We start from the raw sequence: 19,638 nt of genomic DNA, 5'->3' as shown, positions 1-19,638 counted from the left end.
GGCCAGCAGGGGATGTTCGCAGAATTAGATGACAAGCCGGTCTTCAAAGCGACAAAAACGCACGCGCTCGATTATGTCGCGACCGTTCGCGACCGCAGCGTCTTCCCCGATGCCGCCGCGCCGGAGGGACTTGCCGCGTTCGATGAGTTGCTGCCCACGGTAGCCGGCGACGCGCTGGCGATCGTCGAGCAATTGCACCCCGACGGGTCGCCGGCGACCGTCGCTACGACGGGGGGGGGGGCGCTATTCCGGGCTGGTCTGCAGCGTCCTGTCGGGCTCGGGGTTCGCCGAAATCTGGTCCTGCCTCAAATATCTCGAGCGGGGGGGTCTCGATGAGATGGTAACGGGCTTTCATTCGCGGATGGTCGAGCTATGCGACCGGATGCCAGGGGAAGGTTTCTGCATCGCCAACGATCTGACTTTCAACGAGCTACTCGTGTCTGCCGGCGATGATGCGGTCCCGCGCGCGATGGCGGACCGCTATAGGCGTTGGGCGAATGCGGAGCGGGCCTCTCGGAATGGTTCCGGAAGCCGGTCGTTCGCGTCAGTAGCTGCTCGTGGGCGACCACCGCCGACGACGTCCGCCGAACTGCCGATGCATTTGTTGCGGCGCGTGACGCCGCGCGAGCGGCGCTCTGCGACACCTCCAGAGAGACCGGCATCTGAGCCCGAGCGTGACGGGCTCGATGGGTCGCGCAACTGTGGTGCGCGCGGCACTATTCGGAGAGCCAGCCGTGCTGCAGCGCATAGGCGACGGCCTGCATGCGAGTCCGCACGTCGAGGCGCAGGCAGATTTCCGCGACGTGATAATCGACGGTACGTCCCGAGATATTGAGGATGGCGCCGATGTCGGTCGAACTCTTGCCCCGGCTGATCCATCGGAGGCATTCGAGCTGCCTTTCGGTCAGATGGACATCGACGACCGCGCCCTCCCGGTCGCCTGTTTCCAGCGTGCTCATGACTTGGTACCCCGCACGCAGCCGCCCCTGGTCAAAGCGCGGATTATGGGAAAATGACGCTTTCCGTTCGGCGCGGCTTCCGCGCCTCCGGCGGCGCCAGCCCTTTTTTGCGAAGGCGGCGCGAAGGATGCAGACATGAGACCGGGATGCCCTCTCGCCTCAGCGAGCCGCCGTGCCGGACGCCGCGGCACATGGCCGAAGGGCGGCGCCGCTAGCTCCGGACGCAAGAGCTTTTCTCTGGTCGGCTGCGGGCGGTCGGCCCAGGAAATTGAGCCAATATATGCGAGGAACAGGTCGCATCTTATCGGCCGAGCGGAGGCGCGGTATCGCCATCAGGACGCGATGGCGGCCGTCGCGATGCGGCAGACGATCGGCTCGGACGGACAGGGGCAGGCGGCAGTCAATATCCAGGCGCAATGCGACGAGTCACGCGAGACGTCGAACGGGGTGATGCTTTGGAGAAAAAGCGTCACCGACAGAGCAAACAATAGCGACAGGATGAGAAGCGCGACGGCGACGAATGCCGATTTGCAAGCAAATCGCGTGAGATGCGCAGGTTTCGACCGATGCACATTGCACAGCGCCTCATGCGCCCGTGGATCGGTCATGTCTCGTCCCTCCGCATCCCGCTGCTCCGTTCCAATATGGATACTCAATCTGTCCTCCTACCGGTGCGATGGGGCGTGCCACCCTGTCAGACTTACGAGGGCGGAACCGGCGGGCGGTCCTGCCGTCGACGCTGCCCCGGGTGGAGCCGCCGAAATGCTCGCGCCGTGCGTCGGCAGCTAACGGCGCGGCGTTCATCTGGCTGGTAAGGCTCATAGGGCTCATCGCCGTGCGAGCGGCCTAGCCCGACAGACGCGCTTGGTGCATGCCGATGAAGCGCGGCGGCAAGGCTTTGAAATCGACAATCAGCAAATGAGAATATGCGTATGATGGGCCGGACGTTAGTGCTCGCCATTCTGAGGGCGGCATTCCTGCCTCCAGCAGTCGGCATCGCGGTGCAGAGGCCGCGACCGCAGCGGCTCGCCTGCGAGCGGTCCATCTATCTTTCGAGCGACGACTCCGCGGTTGCCGGGGCGGGGGGAGAGAGGGAGATCGCGCCGCGTTGCAGGGCCACGGATTGACTCGGGCGGTTCAGATCTCGATCCACCCCAGTGTCACGGCCTGTTTGACAGCCTGCATCCGGGTGCGAATGTTGAGGCGCCGGCAGATTTCGGCGACATGATAGTCGACCGTGCGGGGCGATATTCCCAGGATTGCGTCAATATCGGTCGAGCTCTTGCTTTCGCTGATCCACGCGAGACATTCAAGCTGGCGCCCGGTCAGCGGTGACAGTGGGTGTGCCGCCCGCCCCGTGTAAGGCGAAACCGGCGGCCCTCCGACCAGGCGACGCATTTCGCCCCGCTCCGGCGCGGCACCGGGCTGCACGCCTCGCGCAGGGGCGGCGCAATCTGTGGCAAATATTCTTCGGCGAAGCATCAAGGAGTCATTCGCCGCAGGAGGAAGCGAACGCCTCGGCGATCACCGACGGGGAAAAGTTGCGAGAAAGAGCTTCTGATGATTCGGTTTCAAGGCAGCGGAGGCGGGCGTCGAGCGACGGAAGTCCCGCGGTACCGAAGCTCTCCACATAACGTCCGGCCTCACCGGCAGCCAGGACTTCGACGAGGACCACCTCGTCGATCCACAACTTAACGATTCGGAACATTCCGGTCTCGACGTCCTGTGCGTGCCATCCCGCCTCGGCCGCGATCGCAAGCAAATGGTCGCGCGAGTGCACCGAGCTGATCAGGACATGCGCGGCGCTGCAGCCCGGGCCTTCGGGACGACGGCTGAGGCCGAGCGGCGACTTTGGGTCGAACGCCGCCGTCCACGGCAATATCTCCAGCGACAATCCGCGCTCGTCGCCGGAAACGACGAACCAGGTTCCGGCCAGAAAAAGGGGGTGAAGGCGCGCGAATGGCCCGCGCACCGGCAATATCCGCGAGGACAGTTGACGCGGTCCGGCTCGCGCACCGCGAAGGACGAGTGGTGAATCATCCCCGGTCTCCCTTGGTCGTCACACCAACCGCCGCGTCTGCGGCAAGGTCTGTCTTGTGGCGCGCAGCGTCGATGAGCGCTTCCACGCCCGATTGCGCGGCGCGCGCGGCAGCGGCTCTGTCAAGCTGCCAATTGTCCTTCATCATCTCCCAGCCGCTCGCCGAACAAATCGCACTTATCGAAGCCAACAACCCTATGGAATCGTCTTCGCCAAGTCCGGCGAGTACCGGTTGCAAGGCGTCTCGGAACTTCGCTCGCCGGGCCTCCGCATTGTCGATCCGGACCCGGCGCCCATGCGGATCGTGCACCATCGCCCGCACTAGCCGGTCATCCCGATCGAACGCGGCGTATAGCGCGGGGATGTGCGCGACGAGATCGGCGGGCGATGCAGAGGCTTGGGGCGAGCTGTTCGCGAGGGCTTCCAGGAGAGGGCGTATTTGGTGACATGGCAGTAATGCTGCCATCGTGACAGTGACACTGTCAGGTTGATTGTCGTGAGCCGCGCTACCGCCTCTTGGCTCGACTGCCTGTGCCTCGCCCCCCCGCCTCGATACCTCGCTAGGCCCGACAGCCCCCGGCACCGTCTAACGGGAGGCGCGGCCGACCGCCGATGTCTCAGACCAGTCAGGATTTCTGATGTCCGATCCCGTAATTATTTTTGTCATGTGGCTCATTCTCACCGCATGGGTGGCGAGCCTCACTTGGTTCGTCCAGATCGTGATCTACCCGCTTTTCGCCAAGGTCGGCGTCGGGGAATATCGCGACTATCACCGCTTCTACACCAGCCATATCTGGTTCGTCGTGATTCTTCCCGGCTTCGCCACCTTCCTTCTGCCCGTTCCGTTGGCGCTATTCGGGCCATCGGTGCCGGCTTGGATGGCTATCGCCAACATCATTCTCGGGCTGGTCGGTCTTGCGCTCACGCTCGCGCTGCAGATCCCTCGGCATAATCGTCTGGAAGCGGGCAAGAATGATCGCATGATTGCCGAACTGATTCGCTTCAACTGGCCGCGGACGCTCTCGACCACGTTGCAATGCGCGCTCGGGGTGCCGATGCTGCTCGCGGTGCTCGCCGGCGCCTGAGTTGCTACGCAGCGGAGCCGGTCTGTGGCCGAGCTTAGCAGCATTCGATCGCAGCTTGGGGGGAACGCCGCGTCATATGCTGCGGAGCGCGAGGCAAATGCGCGGAAAGGCGGCAGGGAGGATGAAGAATGCGCTGCGCAATTGGTCGGAGATCCAGCCTCTGGCCGATGGGCGGAATGGCCCGCCCAAGCCTGGCTCGTCATGCTCCGCTACCCATGATGCTCGAAACGGACGCGCGAGCTGGCGCGTCCGTTTCGAGCATTGCGGTCCGGTGACGTACGTAACCGGTTGTTGCTATGAGATTGGCCGGGGCCGGGCATGACGTCCGGTCAGGCAGTCTCGAGCCAGCCACGGCGCACGGCATGAGCAACGGCCTGCATACGCGTCCGGACGTTGAGGCGCTGGCAGATTTCGCCGACATGATAATCGACCGTACGGCCCGAGATGCTGAGGATCTCGCCGATATCGGTCGAGCTTTTGCCCTCGCTGATCCACGCAAGGCACTCGAGCTGGCGATCGGTGAGCGGCGTGCGGCTGCACGACTGGGCCGAGGCGATCGGAGGAAAGGGTACGGCGGCGGGCGGGAAAGCAGTCTGGGTCAGCATTGTCTTGTCTCACGGCTAGGTGGGCATGGGCCCCTGTCGAGGCGCTATTGACACGTTGGGCAGTGCTGAAGCCAATGGTATGAATTCATCAATATCATGCACGAAATGGGATGACGTTTTGGGACGCGGCGTCTATCGCCCTTCTCGCGGCGCCTGACAGCCACCGAACCGCGTGGACTGGCCGAGACCGTCCCGCTTTGATGAAAGCCGACCATGAACGAACTCGACCTGTCCCGTGCCGATCTCAATCTTCTCGTCCTGTTCGAGGCCGTATTGGAGGAGCGCCACGTCGGCCGTGCGGCCGATCGCCTCAATCTCTCTGCCTCTGCCGTCAGCCACGGCCTGTCGAGGCTCCGCCGCCTCTTGAACGATCAGCTGTTTCTCAAGACACCGAAGGGCGTCGTGCCGACCGACCGGGGGCTCGAGCTCGCCGAGCCGGTCGCCGCTGTTCTCTCCCAATTGCGATCGATCCTGGCCACCGCGGAACCTTTCGACGCCGCAAGTTCGCGCCGGCGATTCTCCGTCGGTGCGCCCGATGGGGTGTCGGCGGTAATTCTTGCGCCGCTGCTTGCGTCGCTCCGCCAGATGGGTCCCGGCATCGATATCTCGCTTCGCCAGGCTCTTCCCGCCCCGGGCGAGACGAATATGCTTCGGGCCTGGACGCCGGCCTTCGCCGACCTCGAGTCGCGCGCGACCGATATCGCGATTATCCCTACCGACGAAATTCCGGCCCGTTTTCACTGGCGTACGCTTTACGAAGAAGATTTCGTCATCGTCGCCCGGCGGGGTCACCGCCTCGAGAAAGAGCCGGGCCTCGAAACTTATCTTGCCGTGGAGCATCTTGTCGTGTCGATGACGGGGGACCCGATGGGGTTCGTCGACCATATCCTGGCGAAAGACGGGAAGGCCCGGCGTATCGCGCTGACCCTCCCAAATTTCATGTTCGCATTGGCGGTGGTCGCCGATAGCGAATTCGTCTGCGCGGTGCCGCGGCATTTTGCGGCCATGCATGCCGACAGGCTCGGTATCGTCATCCTCGAAGCGCCGTTTCCGATGCCGGCCTTCCGGCTGAACGCCGTCGCGCTTCAATCCGCGATGCGCGATCCCGCCATTTCCTGGTTGCTCGACCTGCTACCGGGCGGTGAATCTCTGAAGTCGCAGGCCGGCGTGGTCGGTAGCCGCGGCCTTATTGAAAACCGGCACCCGGCGTCTCGGTAAACCGGGGATCGCCCAAGTGGGACCGCAGGAACGCGATATAGGCGTCTTGGGCCCGGACGAGATTCTCGCGCTTGCGAAAGCCATGCCCCTCGTCGGGAAAGAGCAAATATTCGACAGGGGTGCCATTCCTGCGCACGGCGGCTACGATCTCGTCGCTTTCAGCCTGCAGCACGCGCGGATCATTGGCACCTTGCACGACCAGAAGTGGACGCCGGATGCGATCGGCATGGAACAGAGGCGAGATTCGCCGATGGCGCTCGCCATCGGTCGCGGGATCGCCCATCTCTTCGTAGAGTGCGACGCGCAGACTCTCCCACCAAGGCGGGATCGAGGTCAGCGTCCGCTGCCAGTTCGAGATACCGAATATGTCGATCCCCGCCTCGAAGGCATCCGGGCGAAAAGCGAGCGCCGCGAGCGTCAGAAATCCGCCGTAGGACCGGCCCATGACCGCGACCTTGTCGTCGGCGACCCAGTCCTGCGCACGCATCCAGTCGCCCGCCGTCACCACATCGGCGAGGTCGGCGTCGCCGTGCGCGCGGTCGTCCGCCTGGAGAAAGCTCTTTCCGAAACCGGTCGAGCCCCGGAAATTGGGCGCGATCACCGCAAAGCCCTGACCGACCAGATGTTGCAGCGTCGGTGCCCAGCCGTGGCGGCTCTGGTCGGGACCGCCATGGACCCAGACGACGGCGGGGACCGGATGTGCCGCCGTCGCGCCGTGCGGGCGGTAGACCAGCGCGGGTATCGCGTGGCCGTCCGGACCCGGGATGGTGACATTATCGGCGCGAACCAGACGACGTTCGTCAATCCGTTCGCCAAGCGCATTCGTCAGTCGGCGCGCCGCGCCAGTTGCCAGATCGGCAATATAGACGTCGGCCGGCGACGTATCAGAAGCAAGGGTGAAGACGATGCGGTCCTCGGCCCGATCAAACTGGAGATTGGTGATCTCGCCGTCGGGAATGCCGCTGAGAGTGATCGGCTTGCCTCGATGAAGGTCGACAAGCGCCAGCGCCGTCCGGCCATTTTCGTTGAACGCCGCGGCGCGGTATCGGCCCGACCGCGACAAGCGCAGCCAGGCAAGGTCCCACTCGCCCTTCAGATATGGCTGCATTGATTCGGCTTTGAGATCGTAACACCACGCCTCGGCAAACTCGCCATGCGCGTCGGTGGCAATGATCAGCGAGCTGCCGTCAGGCGTGAAACCGAAACTGCCGTAGAGCGCGCGCCCGCTGTGGGGCGTGATAAGCCGCGGCGCAACGCCGCTCCCGATCTCGGCCAAAAAAAGATTGCTGTCGGCCGATCCGGTCCGGGCGATCAGGACCGCGTGGCGGCCATCGGGCGACACGTCGAGAATTTCCCGTTCGTCGGCCATGAGGATCATGCGTGCTGCATAGGTCCTGCCATCGACCGCATAAAGATCGGCCTGTCCGGGATCGCGCGCGTTGGAGAGAATGTAGAATTCGCCGCCGTCGGCGTTCCAGCCGAGAAAGTCTGCCTTGACCTCGTCGCCGGGGGTCAGATCGCGAACCGTTCCGCCGACTTCTCGCGCGAAGATGTGGGTGCGCTCATCGCCACCCCTGTCGCCCGCGAGCAGCAACCGGTCGTCCTGAGGAAAATAGCTGACCGCAACGAGACCATCGGTCGCCGAGCGCGTCATCGCCATTGCGGGACCGCCGTTGGCAGGCGCGATATAACTGTTCAAAATTCCGCTCTGGTCGCTCGAAAGCAGGATCGAATGTCCGTCGCGCGAGAAGGCGATGCCGCCCACGTCCGGCAGCGCGATCGTGACGGTAGCGAATATATCCTCCGAACTATAGGCGGGCGGCGCCGCGGGGACCGCGATCAGGGTACCGGATGGCGCTTGGGTCTGGGCCGCGGCGGGCGACGCGGCGGCAAGGCAGATCGCCAGGCAGGATGTGACACGCATGGAGCATTTCCTTCATTCTCGATGTTCGGATTTTAGGGGACGCGACGCGGTAACAGCCGCGCAGGACGAACGCCCTGCGCGGCTGCGCATCCGGAGCCTCAAGAGGGCCCTTTGACCCGGACGCTGCGGCGAACCGCCCTCCCGTCCCATGGCGTGAGGGCGGCCGCTACCTCAGAAGCGGAAGCCGACGCCTGCGCTGACGCCGCCGGTACCGTGCGTGTCGAAGCTCGCCCCGAACCTGACGGCGGTGCCGCCGGTCAGGATCTTCGATGCGGCGATCGCGAACGCTGCCTGGTCGCGCCAGCTGCCGACGCCCATTGCGATCATGCCGTCGCCTTCGCTCGTCGCCTGCGGCAGACCCGCGGCGGCCATCGCCGCTGCGGTACCGGCGTCGGCGCGCTTGCCGACGCGGTCAATGCGGCTGTCGAGGCGGCTAATGTCGAGGCTGATGCGATCGAACCCGGCCTGTGCGAAGGCGCGCTCGGCGGCGAGGCCCGCCTGGAGTTGGCCGACCGTCGACACGTCGCTGGGCGCGACACCGTCGGCGACATTGGTGACACGGCGGCGGTTCGTCGCCGAACCGACCGAGACAACATTGTCTTCAACTGCAGTCGAGCCGGTACCGATGGCGACCGAGTTGGCGCCCGACGCCGTTGCCTGGTCACCAACGGCGACCGACGAGGCGCCGCTCGCGACCGAGCGATTGCCCGCGGCGAAGCTGTTGGTGCCGCTCGCCGTGTTGGCCCAGCCCACCGCGGTCGAGAAGGTCGCGCTGGCGCGGTTGCGTCCGCCGAGAGCCGTGGCGCCGCGGCCATCCGCGTTGCTGAGGAACCCGTTTGACGTCGCCTCGAGTCCTGAAGCGCTGCTGTTGAGCCCGATCGACACCGACGAATTGCCGAGCGCTTGAGCATTGCTTCCCAGAGCGACAGAATCATTGCCCTGTGCGACCGCATTGGTTCCGCCTGCGAAACTGTCCGCGCCTGCGGCAAAGCTGAAACGCCCGACGGCGGTTGCCTGAAGCCCGCTAGCCACCGCATTGCTGCCGAGAGCGGTGCTGCCCTCATCGAGCGCAATGCTTCCCGCGCCAAAAGCGCTCGAGTCCTCGCTGGCGGCAGTCGCTTCAGAGCCTACCACCGCGCTTCGTGCGCCGAGAGCGCGCGCCTCGTCGCCAACCGCAATCGAGCTGCTGCCTTCGGCAGTGGCTTCGGTCCCCGCGGCAAAACTGCGGCTGCCGCTTGCAACATTGAGCCGTCCGACCGCGGTCGATCCGATACCCGTAGCGCTATTTGCGTTGCCAACAGCCGACGACCCTTCCGCTTCTGCCCGGTTGGCCGCACCGATGCTGAGAGACTGGTCTCCAGCCGCTACCGCATCGTCGCCGATAGCGGTGGCGGATACGCCTGCCGCGATTACGTTGCTCCCGCCAGCGAAACTATTCTCGCCATTTGCTTGGGCGCCCGAACCCACCGCTGTCGAGAAATTGCCTCCGGCGTTGCTCCCGAAGCCGAAAGAGTTTGCGTTATCGCCCGTTGCCCTGGCCGCTTGGCCAAACGCCGACGATGCCAGTCCCGAGGCTTCGCTCGCGGTTCCGACCGCCATAGCGTCCGCGCCCGTTGCGCTCGCACTTACCCCGACTGCGATTGCACGGTTGCCCGAGGCCGTGGCATTGTCGAGAGCCGCAAACGCATCAGTTCCCGACGCGGACGCCTCGCTGCCGATCGCGACGCCCCGCTCACCCGATGCCTGCGAAAGATTCCCGATGGCAACGCTCTGGTTTCCAAACCCGTTCGACCCGAAGCCAAGCGCGACAGCCTGCTCGCCGCCAGCGCCGCTCGAATTGCCCACTGCCACCGAGTTGGTCCCAAAGCCGTTAGCATTGCCGCCGATACCGACCGCGCCTGCGCCATCCGCCGTCGCGCCGTCGCCGATAGCGATGGAACCCGAACCATTGGCTTGCGATTCGACACCGGCTGCAAAGCTGCGGTCCCCAGCCGCGATGTTGCGGCTGCCGAGAGCGGTGGCAGCGGCACCGGAGGCGTTGCTTCCGGATCCGAAGCTACTGGCTTCCGCGCCGCCGGCGAGCGAATTTCGCCCCACCGTAGTCGCGCCTACGCCGCCCGCTGAAGCATTCTGGCCACCCGCAAAACTGCCGTCGCCGTTAGCACGCGCACCCGGACCGAAGGCAGACGACAGCTCGCCGGTTGCAACGCTGCCGAAGCCCAGTGCCGTGCTGATTTCGCCGGTTGCCGATGCAAACTGTCCGAGGGCAACCGAACCGCCAGTCGCGGCATTGCTGTCTGCGCCCATCGAGATTGCGCCGGCACCCTCTGCCCGGGCTCGCGCCCCGAGCCCGATGCCATTCACGTCGACCGCTACAGCGGCGCTGCCCAGCGCGACCGAGCCCTCTTGGCCTGCGGCCGCGTTCGCTCCGGCGGCGAGCGACCCGGCACCATTCGCGCTTGCCGAATTGCCCAAAGCGGCCGAGCTCACGCCCGACGCCCGTGACGAGGCGCCTACCGCGACCGAAGAATTTGCAAGTGCGCTCGAAAGCTCGCCGACTGCCACCGCCCCGTCGGCGGCGCTGCTCGCGAGCGATCCGACGCTGACCGAACCGACGCCGTTCGCCGCGGACTGACGACCAACCGCGGTCGAATTCAATCCGATCGTCACGGCGGACGTCCCGACGGCGGTCGAGCCGGTGCCGGTTGCGTTGCTCAACTCCCCGACAGCAACGGTCTCAGGATTAGGAGCGCTGGCGCCGACACCGAGGGTGACCTGCGCATGCACGGCCCCTGTCGAGAGGATGGCTGCGATTGTCAGGGATGAAGCCGCCGCGAGACGCACCGCAGCCGGTTTGGAGCCTTTGATATTCGTCATGATAAAGAACCTTCAGACTTCGCTCCGATCCCGCGCCTGAGGGCGCCACGGGAGCAATGGGAATGGGAAAAATGCCGGTCGTGCGCTGGGCGAACGACCGGCGAGGGAGAGAGTGTGCCGCTCCGGGATGGGAAGCGGTGGCGGCCTAATGACGCCGCCCGAGGTGTGGGTCGCCTCGTAGGTCTCACAGCCCAGACGGTTCAGGGGCGCCTCAACAAGCCTCTGATATTGAACGGAGAATCGCGCGCGTACGCGAGGGGGACCCGGGGCCTCGTAAGCCTGACAGGCTTCCGCTTCGTGGACTGCCGCTAGAGGGGCGGCGTGGTGAGCGCGCTCCGTCCAGACCCCCTACCAGTGGGCGGCGGCGCGCTCTCCGCAACGGGTCGCACCGGCGCGTGGCCATTCGGCTGCGCGCCGGTCCTACTTTTCTCTCCCATGAAAATCGGAAACTCCCATCCATGTCTCACATCACCATTCGTCTGCTTACCGTCGCCGCTCTCGCCCTTCCGGGCGTCGCAGCAGCTCAGGAAACGGCCGCACCGGAGGCGGTCCTCGACGAAATCGTTGTCACCGCGCAGAAGCAGGAGCAGTCGCCCATCGAAGTGCCGATCGCTCTGACCGCTTATGACAGCCGCGCGCTCGAGCGCCTCGGCATCCAGGGCCTCGACCAGCTGGCCCAGTTCACGCCGGGCTTCGAGGTCCAGCAGCAGTCGCCCAACAATCCCGGCTTCATCATGCGCGGTGTGAGCTCGAGCGTCCTCGAGACCGCTTTCGAGCCCCGCGTCTCGGTATTCCAGGACGGCGTCTCGATCTCGAAGGGCGAAGGCAGCTACGTCGAGCTGTTCGACATCGAACGCGTCGAGGTCGCCAAGGGGCCGCAGTCGACGCTCTTCGGCCGCGGTGCGCTCGTCGGCGCCGTCAGCATCATCCAGAACAAGGCCGATCCCGACCGCTTCGATGCCCGCGCCAGCGCCGAGGTCGGCGACTTCTCGCTGCTGCGCCTCGAAGGCATGGTCAATGTTCCGCTCGGCGGTGGCGTGGCGCTGCGCCTTGCCGGCGTGACTCGCGATCGCGACGGCTATGTCAAAAATGCACTGGGCGGCGAGGATTTCCAATCGGTCGACACCAAGGCGCTTCGGGCCTCGCTCGGCTGGCGGACCAACGGCGGCGCGTCGCTCGATCTCATCGCCAACTGGCAGCGCGACCGCCCGTCGGGCACGGCCTTCAAGTCGATTCTCTTCGACCAGACCGATCCCGCGACGGGCGCCGTCGTCAGCGACCGGCGTGCGCATGACGCCGCCGCGCTCGTACCGGGGGCCGGCTTCATCGACGACCGATATGGTGTGGACCGTGAAGTCTGGGGCGTGACGCTGCTCGGCTCGGCGCCGCTCGGCGACAAATTCACCATCTCGACGATCGGGGCTTATCGCGAGTTCGATTCCACCGAGATCAACGATCCCGACGGTCTTTCGCTCTCGCTGCTCACCGCCGCCAACCAGGGCAAGGCCGAGCAGTGGAGCCAGGAAGTGCGGGTCAATTTCGATGACGGCAATCGCTTCCGCGGTTTCTTCGGCGCGAGCGCATTCCGCTTCGACGGCACCCACCGGACGCCAATCCAGATCGACGAGCGCATCCTGCTCGCAACGCTGACCCGCCAACTCAACGGCGGCGCGGCCGGCTCGGGGCTCCCCGCAACCACCCCGGCTCCGGTGTCGCTCCTCACGAACCCCGCCTTCAACGCCGCACTGCTCCAAGGCCTTGTTGCGAGCGCCTCTGACAATCCCGCAACGGCGGCCGTCGATCCGCAAATCCTGCTGAGCCCAGCCCAGGCGCTGGCGCTGGCCGGCAATCTTCGCCCAAACCACCGCGAAACGCCGGTCGATAGCGCGCGCCTCTCTTCCTACGACCTCTTCGCCGACGGGACGTTCCAAGTCTCCGACGCGCTCGAGATTTCGGCGGGGCTACGCTATACGTTCGACCGGCGCCGCTCCTCCTACAGCGCATTCCTGACCGGCGGGCGCAGCGTTCTCGGCGGCACCATCGGCGCGGCGCGCCTCGCCTCGAGCGGCTCGCCGCAGGCGATCGCCCAGGCGCAGGCCGTTCTCGCAGCGCTCCGGAGCCCGGCCGTCCAGTCGATTCCGGCGAGTGCGCTGCCGCTCTTCGGGGCGATCTTCCAACCGACTGCCGGCAATGGCGGCGTGTCGAGCGGCAAGATCGACGACAGCGGCCTGACCTGGCGTCTTGCCGCCCGCTACGCGCTCGATGAGGACACGAGCCTCTACACTACCTATGCACGCGGCCGCCGCCCCGAAACGCTGTCGGTTACCGGACCCACGGTGCCGTTCGGCGCCCCCCAGTTCGTCAACCTCGATGCGGAAACCGTCGACAGCGTCGAGGTCGGCATCAAGTTCCGCCGCCCCGCCTCGCGCTTCGCGGGCAACGCCGCCGTCTATTATTACAGCTACGACAATTTCGAGACGGTCGAACGCGACGGTCTGCGCCTCGTGCCGACCAACGGCGGCAGCGCGGAATCCTACGGGGTGGAGTTGCAGGGGGAGTGGACGCCCTTTGCAGCGCTGAGCCTCTACGGCACCTACGCCTATAACCACAGCCGCTTCACCAGCGGCGCGTTCGACGGCAACCGCTTCCGTCAGTCGCCCGATCACAGCGCGTCTATCGGCGCCGTCCTGCGCGTCGGCAGCGAGATCGAGGTCCGCCCGACCTTCACTTGGCAGTCGAAGACCTTCTTCGAGGACGACAATGACCGCTCGGACTTGCAGCAGCCGCCGGTTGCCTTTGTACCCGACACGGTGGTCGACGAGGTGCAGAAGGCATTCGGCCTCGTCAACCTGACGCTGTCCTACAGCCCCGACAGCATCCCGCTGACCTTCGACCTGTTCGCGACCAATCTCACGGACCGGAAATATTTCATCGATGCGGGCAATTCGGGGGATCGCCTCGGTCTGCCGACCTTCGTGGCGGGCGCGCCGCGCATGATCGGTGCGCGCCTGACTTGGCGTCTGCGCTGATCGCGCCGGAGATGACCGTGCTGCGCGCTCTCGCCGCGATCGCAATCGCGATCTCCGCCGCCTCGGGCCTCTGGATTTCCGCCGACATGTCTTCGTCGGCGGGACCCTCGCAGCCTGGCGAAGTGCCCGATCTTTATCGGGCGTTCGCCGGGCGCGAGCCGGGCCGCGGCGAATGGCTGGGATCCGAGCCGCTGCCTGCCGCGCTCGGCCTCCCGGGGGCGGCACGGCAGGCCCGGTTTGTCTACGGATCGACCGACGGTCGTTCGGGGACGCGCCCGGTCGCGGTCTCGGGTGCGCTCTTCTTGCCGATAGGCGATCCCCCGGCCGGGGGCTGGCCGATAGTCGCCTGGGCGCATGGCACCGTCGGCATCGCCGACACCTGTGCGCCGACGGTCGCGGGCCGGTCGCCGCGCGACCTCCAATATCTCGGCGCATGGCTCAATGCGGGCTATGCGATCGTCGCGACGGACTATCAGGGCCTCGGTACCCCCGGCGCGCACCCCTATCTCGACAATCGCGCCGCGGCCTACAGCATCCTCGACGCGCTACGCGCCGCGCGGAGCCATGAGCCGGCGCTCGCCAACCGCATCCTCCTCGTCGGCCAGAGCCAGGGGGCGGCGGCCGCTATCTCCACGGCCGCGCTCGCGCCGGGCTATGCGCGCGAGCTTGGCGTAGTGGGCACGGTCGCCACCGGCGTTCCCAACGTCACCGCGTCGCTCAGTCCCGCCAACCGCGCGGCGCGCGCCGAGGCTGCATTCGATCCGGCCGTGGCTTATCTCCTCTATCTCGCCGCGTCGGCGAGCGAGGGCGATCCGCATCTCGACCCGGCGGACGGGCTCACGCCGCAGGGCCGCACCGCGCTCGATGCCGCCCGCTCGACCTGCGCCTTGCCAATGCTGCAAGAGGTTCGCGCGGCGAGCCTCCATCAGGGCAATGCCATCACGCCGCTCTTCTACGAAATCTTCCGCGAGGCGATCGACGCCGCGCGCTATCCGTCGCTCGCGCTCCAGCAGCCGCTGTTCGTCGGCATCGGCGCCGACGACGTCGACACGCCTGCCAATGGCCAGCTGGCCATCGTCGCCGACGCCTGCCGCGCCGGAGCGAGGGTCGAAGCACATCTCTATGCGGGCCGCGACCATAGTTCGGCGGTCAACCCGTCGTTTCGCGACTCTTCGGAATTTGCCGCGCGTCTGATGCGCGGTGAGGGCGTGCCCGCGTGCGCGCCGGTTCAACGTCATGAGGGCTCAAGATGATGCTGAGATCCACCTTACTGATCGCGGCGGGCTTGCTCTCCGCGCTGCCGGCGAGCGCTTTCGCGCGCGACTGCGCGCCGCTTGCCAAGACGGCTGATGTGCTTGAGCCTCCCGGCTTGCAATATCTCTTGGTCGGCGAGACCCACGGCACGAAGGAAGCGCCTGAGCTCTTCTCCGATCTCGTCTGCGCGGCGGGGTCCCGTCCCCTTGTCGTCGGCGTCGAATGGCCCGCGGCCAGCCAGCCGGTTCTGGAAGCCTTTCTCGCCGAGCGCGACGCCGGCGCCGCGCTGGACATCCTCCGCACGGCGCCAGCGCTCGCGCGACCCGACGGCCGCGGCAGCGCTGCGATGGTCGACATGCTGCTTGGCGTCTGGCGTTTGCGGCAGGCAGGTCGCTCGATCGAGCTCGTCGCCTTCGACCATGAAATCGCAGGCGGCGGAACGAGCGACGGGCGCGAACGTGCGATGGCGGCCCGGCTTCTCGCCGCGGGGGCTCGCCACGGCGGGGCGCTGCTGATCGCTCTTACCGGCACCGGTCACGCCGACCGGAACGGATTCCGGTCCTACGATCCGCCTTTCAAGTCGATGGTTCAGCATCTTTCGGCAGCAAAGACCCGCACGGTCGCCATGCTGTCGGTCGGCGGCGAAGCGCTTGCGTGCCGGCACATTCGCCCGAGTGGCGAGGAGCGCTGCGCCACGGCGCCGCTGCCGGTTCGCAGCGACATGATGGCGCGCGGCATCGGGGCGGGGCGGGCCGGCTTCGACGCTGTCGCCTCGCCGGGCAGGCTCTATTCCCAGTCTGTCGCGGGGCAGGGGACTGAAGGGTCCGCGGCGCGCGCATCGGTCCCGCATGCGGCCGTCACCGCGATCGGGACTGGTGCCGCCCTTGCGCGGCGGTCTCCTGTCTTCGAGGCTGCCGTGAAGCGCGCGATGCAGGCCGTGCCGGTCGCCGCTGGCGGTGCCACCGGCGCCCGGCGGTGACTTATCGGGCTGGCGCCGCCGCAGCTTCGGCGGCCATGCTGGCTGCCTGGACCCTGTTTGCCGGGTGCGCGGCCGCCCGCGACGTCGGGTCGGTCATCGTAGCGGAAAATCCCTCTGCGCGCTCGGCTCAGGAGAAGCTCGGCTATTCCGAGGCGATCATCGCCGGCGATACCATTTATCTGTCGGGCGTCGTCGCGGTACCGCGCGCTGGCGACCAAGGCCCCGAGCCTGCTTTCGAGCGAATGTTCGAGCGGATCGAAGCGACCTTGAGGCGCGCCGGCGCGACCTTCGACGACGTGGTCGAGATGACGAGCTATCATGTGGATATGGCCGGGCAGATCGATGCGTTCGTGCTGGTCAAGCACCGCTATGTGAAGGCGCCGTTTCCGGCATGGACCGCGGTGGGGAACGCGCAGCTTTACCGCGGCGACGCTGTCGCGGAGGTCAGGATCGTTGCGCGCAAGGCGAACTGACCGCGCTCGTTTACGGCAGTGAGGCGCAACTTTGGTCCGATCTCACCGACTTCGACACGCGCTCGGTACGCATCGAAGCATTGCCTGATTCGAGGAATGATCGCCACATCGATTGCCAGCAAGCTTGCAGCCTAGCGCGGTTCGAGCCGCGCAAGATAATGACCGCCGCGCGACGACAGGATCGTCGTCGACCAGCCCGCCGCGGCCGCAGTGATTCCAAGCGTTTCGCGATCGACATGCAGCACGGGAAATATGTCGCTCTTCGTCCCGCGATATTCGAACTGCAGGTCGAGTTCGCCGACATAGCGCCCTTGCTTTTGCCGCGCTTCGATGCGCGCACGATCTTTCGGATCGGCGGCCGCGCCAAGGTCGAAGCTGTCCGCGAGCAATTGTCCGCCGGGGGCGAGCAGCGTGCGCATACGATCGAGAAAATAGGGAAGGTCGGTAAGACGGCCGACCTTGTCGAGGCCATTGCAGAGGCACGCGATCGTATCGAACCGTCCATCGGCGAAATCGTAGAGGTCGGCGACGCGGGCGTCGGTGACGCCGCGCTCGCGCATGATCACCACGCACGCGGGCGAAATGTCGACCGCGACGACGTCGAAGCCGCGGCGCTCGAGTTCGATCGCGTGTAGTCCCGACCCCGCGCCGAGATCGAGCACGCGGCCGCGGCAATGGTCGAGCGCCATGGCTTCGAGCGGATCGAGCGTCTCGCGGAGCCAGAAGGCGGCGGGAACATCGTCGCGCTCGCCGTCCTGATAGACGAGCAGCGTTGCCTGATCGTCGCCGCGATAACAGTCGAGAAGCGCGGCGCCATGGAGATCATAGGGAGCGACGCCGCTCGAGGCGCGCGTGCGGGTGATCGATGTCGCGTTCATTGTCCGGGCTTTGCCTGCTGCACCGCGGGCGGCGGTGCGGCAGGGGTCGGCGCGGGCCGTGCCGCAAGCTCGGCGGCTTCCTTCATGGCAATGCCGCCGACGAGCGGATCGGCGTGGCGATGGGCGAGCGTCCAGCCCTTTGCATCCCGCTTGTAGACGAGCGTGACGCGCAGCGCCCATTCCTGCTCGGGGACATCGCCCACCGCCACATGCGAGCGCTCGATGAGCGCGAGGGCAACCATGTCCTTCGAAGCCCAGCCGTTGACCAGTTCGAGACGGAGGTCGCCGTTGCGGAAGAAGCGCCCCATCCGGGCCATCGTCTCGGGCGTGATGTCGCGCGCATGGGTCGGCGTGCCGCCGAAAGGGGACATCAGGAGGAAGTCGTCCGAAAGTGTGAGGAGCGACTGATATTTGTCGATCTCCCCCTGCATGAGCGCGGCATTCGACGCACGCGACAGTTCGAACAGCTCGGGGATCGCCGCCTCTTCGGCGGGTGCGGCCGCACCCGTGAGGAGCGGCAGCGAGGCGGCGGCAGCGAGAATATGGCAGCGAAATTGCGACATGGTTTCATCCTGGTTTTTTCGGTGCTGCCTTTGTCGCAAGGGCGCGGCCGAATTGCGACTGGGAAGCCTACGAGGCGCACAATGCGTGGCGTGCGCGCTAGACGGACATCATCGCAACGACCGTACTATCCGCCGTCATCCGATGGCGCTTTGCGGGCGGGGGTGCGACATCCACGGACCTGCAGCCGCGCCGCTTGGCCGACGGCTGCCGGATCGTTTCAAACAAATGAGGGGTGTGCCATGTCATCGCTGACCATCGAGAAAGAATTCCTGCTTCCCGCGCCGCGCGAGCGGATTTTTGCCTGCCTGACCGAGCCCGTCCGGATCGTCCGCATATTTCCCTTCGAGCATGTCGAGATCGAACCCCAAGTCGGCGGACTCATCCGCTTCGACGGAACGGCGGACGGGCGTCCCTTCTGCGACAGCGGCACGATCGAATGTTTCGAGGCGCCGACGCTTTTCCAGTATCGCTACTGGAGCGACAATCATGACACGGTTCGCTCGCCCGATACCGAGGTGGTGCTGCGCTACGAACTGGCCGACGCGGAGGGAGCAACGCGCCTGACCGTGCGGCACAGCCAGCTGCCCTCCGAGGCCTATGCCGCCATGATGGACGCCGCATGGGACCAGCTGCTTGCAGGGTTCGCGCTGGCGCTCGGAGATCCACGGCTTTGACCCTGTTTTCCGGCCTTTCCGCTTTCCCGCTCACCCCTGCCACTGCTTGCGGTGAGGTCATGACGGCCGCGCTCCAGACGCAGGTGGAACGGCTTGCCGACGCAGGCGTCGATTCGATCGGCCTGCTCGGAAGCACGGGCATCTATCCCTATCTCGCTCCGGGGCAGCGCCGTGCCGCAATCGAAATGGCGGTACTCGCTGCCGGCGGGGTACCGATCATGGCGGGCGTCGGGGCGCTGCGCACCGACGAGGCTTGCGCGCATGCAGAGGTCGCGGCCGCAGCGGGCGCAAGCGGGCTCCTCCTCGCCCCCATCAGCTATATGCCGCTGACCGATGACGAGGTTTTCGACCATTATGCCGCCGTGGCCGCAACGACGCCGCTTCCTATTTGCGTCTACGACAATCCCTCGACGACCGGCTTCAGTTTCAGCCGCGAGCTCATCCTTCGCCTGATGGATCTCCCGACGGTCAAGGCGTTCAAGCTTCCCCTTCCCAAGGCTGGCGACTTCGCCGAAGAGTTGGGCGCGCTGCGCACGAAGCGCAGCGTTTCGGTCGGATATAGCGGGGACTGGGGCTGCGCCGAAGCGCTGTTTCGCGGCGCCGACGCTTGGTACAGCGTCGCCGGCGGGATTTTTCCGTCGCTGGCCTCTGCGCTGGCGCGCGCCGCCCGCGCGGGGAACCGCCTCGAAACCGATCGGCTGCAGCAGCTCTTCGAACCCCTCTGGGCCCTGTTCCGCCGGCATGGAAGTCTTCGGGTGATCTACGCGGTCGCCTGCATCCGGGGCTATTTCTACGCGCATCCCCCGCTTCCGATCCAGCCTTTGAAGCGCGAACACTGGAGCGAACTGCGCGAAGCGATCGCGCCGCTTTCCTAGCCAGGCGAGCATCCGGACGAGCCCGCGCAAGGACTTATTAATCTTTATGTTCCGCCGCGGAACAGCTCGACTTTTGGCGCCGCGGCAGTGCGAACGAATTTTACGACGAGACCTTGTCCACTGGTAGGTCAACGAGGGTCAGCGCGCTCTTCGCGCTCGGTACGCGTGGCCGCCTCGACCCGGTCCATGGTGGACCGGATATAGGA

19 protein-coding genes are annotated in these 19,638 nt (G+C 66.1%); 8 read left to right on the top strand and 11 right to left on the bottom strand.

Going from position 1 to position 19,638, the window contains the following annotated elements:
* Positions 1-24: 24 nt before the first annotated feature.
* The 6 genes from GGC65_RS12270 to GGC65_RS12245 form a co-directional block, all read right to left on the bottom strand.
* Positions 25-192 carry a hypothetical protein gene (locus GGC65_RS12270; protein ID WP_192647423.1) on the bottom strand — a complete coding sequence of 56 codons (168 nt, stop codon included), beginning with the start codon at positions 190-192 and terminating at the stop codon, positions 25-27.
* A gap of 524 nt (positions 193-716) precedes the next feature.
* Entirely contained in the window at positions 717-959 is a 243-nt protein-coding gene (locus GGC65_RS12265) for a response regulator transcription factor (protein WP_192647422.1), read from the bottom strand.
* A 332-nt stretch (positions 960-1,291) separates the two neighbouring features.
* Positions 1,292-1,615, bottom strand: coding sequence for a hypothetical protein (locus GGC65_RS12260; protein WP_192647421.1), 324 nt, complete (start codon positions 1,613-1,615; stop codon positions 1,292-1,294).
* Between the two features lie 481 nt (positions 1,616-2,096).
* On the bottom strand, positions 2,097-2,390 hold the full coding sequence (locus GGC65_RS12255; protein ID WP_318780159.1) for a helix-turn-helix transcriptional regulator: 294 nt from the start codon (positions 2,388-2,390) through the stop codon (positions 2,097-2,099).
* 58 nt (positions 2,391-2,448) lie between these two features.
* Positions 2,449-2,931 carry a hypothetical protein gene (locus GGC65_RS12250; RefSeq protein ID WP_192647419.1) on the bottom strand — a complete coding sequence of 161 codons (483 nt, stop codon included), beginning with the start codon at positions 2,929-2,931 and terminating at the stop codon, positions 2,449-2,451.
* 64 nt (positions 2,932-2,995) lie between these two features.
* Positions 2,996-3,463 (bottom strand): hypothetical protein, encoded by a 468-nt coding sequence (locus tag GGC65_RS12245; RefSeq protein ID WP_225940796.1) that lies wholly within the window; start codon positions 3,461-3,463, stop codon positions 2,996-2,998.
* 172 nt (positions 3,464-3,635) lie between these two features.
* Between GGC65_RS12245 and GGC65_RS12240 the strand changes: the two genes are divergently transcribed.
* Complete coding sequence (locus GGC65_RS12240; RefSeq protein ID WP_192647417.1) at positions 3,636-4,082, top strand: hypothetical protein; 447 nt, start codon at positions 3,636-3,638, stop codon at positions 4,080-4,082.
* A gap of 329 nt (positions 4,083-4,411) precedes the next feature.
* Here GGC65_RS12240 and GGC65_RS12235 read toward each other — a convergent pair whose 3' ends face one another.
* Entirely contained in the window at positions 4,412-4,687 is a 276-nt protein-coding gene (locus GGC65_RS12235) for a response regulator transcription factor (protein ID WP_192647416.1), read from the bottom strand.
* A gap of 213 nt (positions 4,688-4,900) precedes the next feature.
* Between GGC65_RS12235 and GGC65_RS12230 the strand changes: the two genes are divergently transcribed.
* The gene (locus GGC65_RS12230; RefSeq protein WP_192647415.1) at positions 4,901-5,905 is read left to right on the top strand and encodes a LysR family transcriptional regulator; all 1,005 of its coding nucleotides are present in this window, start codon (positions 4,901-4,903) and stop codon (positions 5,903-5,905) included.
* Here the strand turns inward: GGC65_RS12230 and GGC65_RS12225 are convergent.
* Positions 5,874-7,829 carry a S9 family peptidase gene (locus GGC65_RS12225; protein WP_192647414.1) on the bottom strand — a complete coding sequence of 652 codons (1,956 nt, stop codon included), beginning with the start codon at positions 7,827-7,829 and terminating at the stop codon, positions 5,874-5,876. The two genes, GGC65_RS12230 and GGC65_RS12225, sit on opposite strands and share 32 nt — an antisense overlap.
* 171 nt (positions 7,830-8,000) lie before the next feature.
* On the bottom strand, positions 8,001-10,706 hold the full coding sequence (locus GGC65_RS12220) for a YadA family autotransporter adhesin (RefSeq protein ID WP_192647413.1): 2,706 nt from the start codon (positions 10,704-10,706) through the stop codon (positions 8,001-8,003).
* A gap of 458 nt (positions 10,707-11,164) precedes the next feature.
* Here GGC65_RS12220 and GGC65_RS12215 point away from each other — a divergent pair, with 458 nt between their 5' ends.
* Genes GGC65_RS12215 through GGC65_RS12200 form a run of 4 tightly spaced genes read left to right on the top strand, consistent with a single transcriptional unit; the run spans position 11,165 to position 16,441 of the window.
* Complete coding sequence (locus tag GGC65_RS12215; protein ID WP_225940795.1) at positions 11,165-13,735, top strand: TonB-dependent receptor; 2,571 nt, start codon at positions 11,165-11,167, stop codon at positions 13,733-13,735.
* Between the two features lie 11 nt (positions 13,736-13,746).
* Complete coding sequence (locus GGC65_RS12210) at positions 13,747-14,988, top strand: lipase family protein (protein WP_192647412.1); 1,242 nt, start codon at positions 13,747-13,749, stop codon at positions 14,986-14,988.
* Positions 14,988-15,968 carry a hypothetical protein gene (locus tag GGC65_RS12205; RefSeq protein ID WP_192647411.1) on the top strand — a complete coding sequence of 327 codons (981 nt, stop codon included), beginning with the start codon at positions 14,988-14,990 and terminating at the stop codon, positions 15,966-15,968. Before GGC65_RS12210 ends, GGC65_RS12205 begins: the two co-directional genes overlap by 1 nt.
* A 35-nt stretch (positions 15,969-16,003) precedes the next feature.
* On the top strand, positions 16,004-16,441 hold the full coding sequence (locus GGC65_RS12200) for a RidA family protein (RefSeq protein ID WP_192647410.1): 438 nt from the start codon (positions 16,004-16,006) through the stop codon (positions 16,439-16,441).
* Between the two features lie 131 nt (positions 16,442-16,572).
* On the opposite strand, the gene GGC65_RS12195 is transcribed toward GGC65_RS12200, so the two are convergent.
* Positions 16,573-17,319 carry a class I SAM-dependent methyltransferase gene (locus GGC65_RS12195; RefSeq protein ID WP_192647409.1) on the bottom strand — a complete coding sequence of 249 codons (747 nt, stop codon included), beginning with the start codon at positions 17,317-17,319 and terminating at the stop codon, positions 16,573-16,575.
* Positions 17,316-17,882 (bottom strand): nuclear transport factor 2 family protein, encoded by a 567-nt coding sequence (locus GGC65_RS12190; RefSeq protein WP_192647408.1) that lies wholly within the window; start codon positions 17,880-17,882, stop codon positions 17,316-17,318. Before GGC65_RS12190 ends, GGC65_RS12195 begins: the two co-directional genes overlap by 4 nt.
* Positions 17,883-18,122: 240 nt before the next feature.
* On the opposite strand from GGC65_RS12190, the gene GGC65_RS12185 reads away from it, so the two are divergent.
* Positions 18,123-18,557, top strand: a complete 435-nt coding sequence (locus GGC65_RS12185) for an SRPBCC family protein (protein WP_192647407.1) — start codon at positions 18,123-18,125, stop codon at positions 18,555-18,557.
* On the top strand, positions 18,503-19,432 hold the full coding sequence (locus GGC65_RS12180) for a dihydrodipicolinate synthase family protein (RefSeq protein ID WP_192647406.1): 930 nt from the start codon (positions 18,503-18,505) through the stop codon (positions 19,430-19,432). The genes GGC65_RS12185 and GGC65_RS12180 overlap by 55 nt, the downstream gene beginning before the upstream one ends.
* The last annotated feature ends 206 nt before the right edge of the window (positions 19,433-19,638 follow it).

It is taken from the genome of Sphingopyxis sp. OAS728, assembly GCF_014873485.1.
GTDB lineage: Bacteria > Pseudomonadota > Alphaproteobacteria > Sphingomonadales > Sphingomonadaceae > Sphingopyxis.
This window is presented reverse-complemented; position numbering and strand designations above follow the sequence as displayed.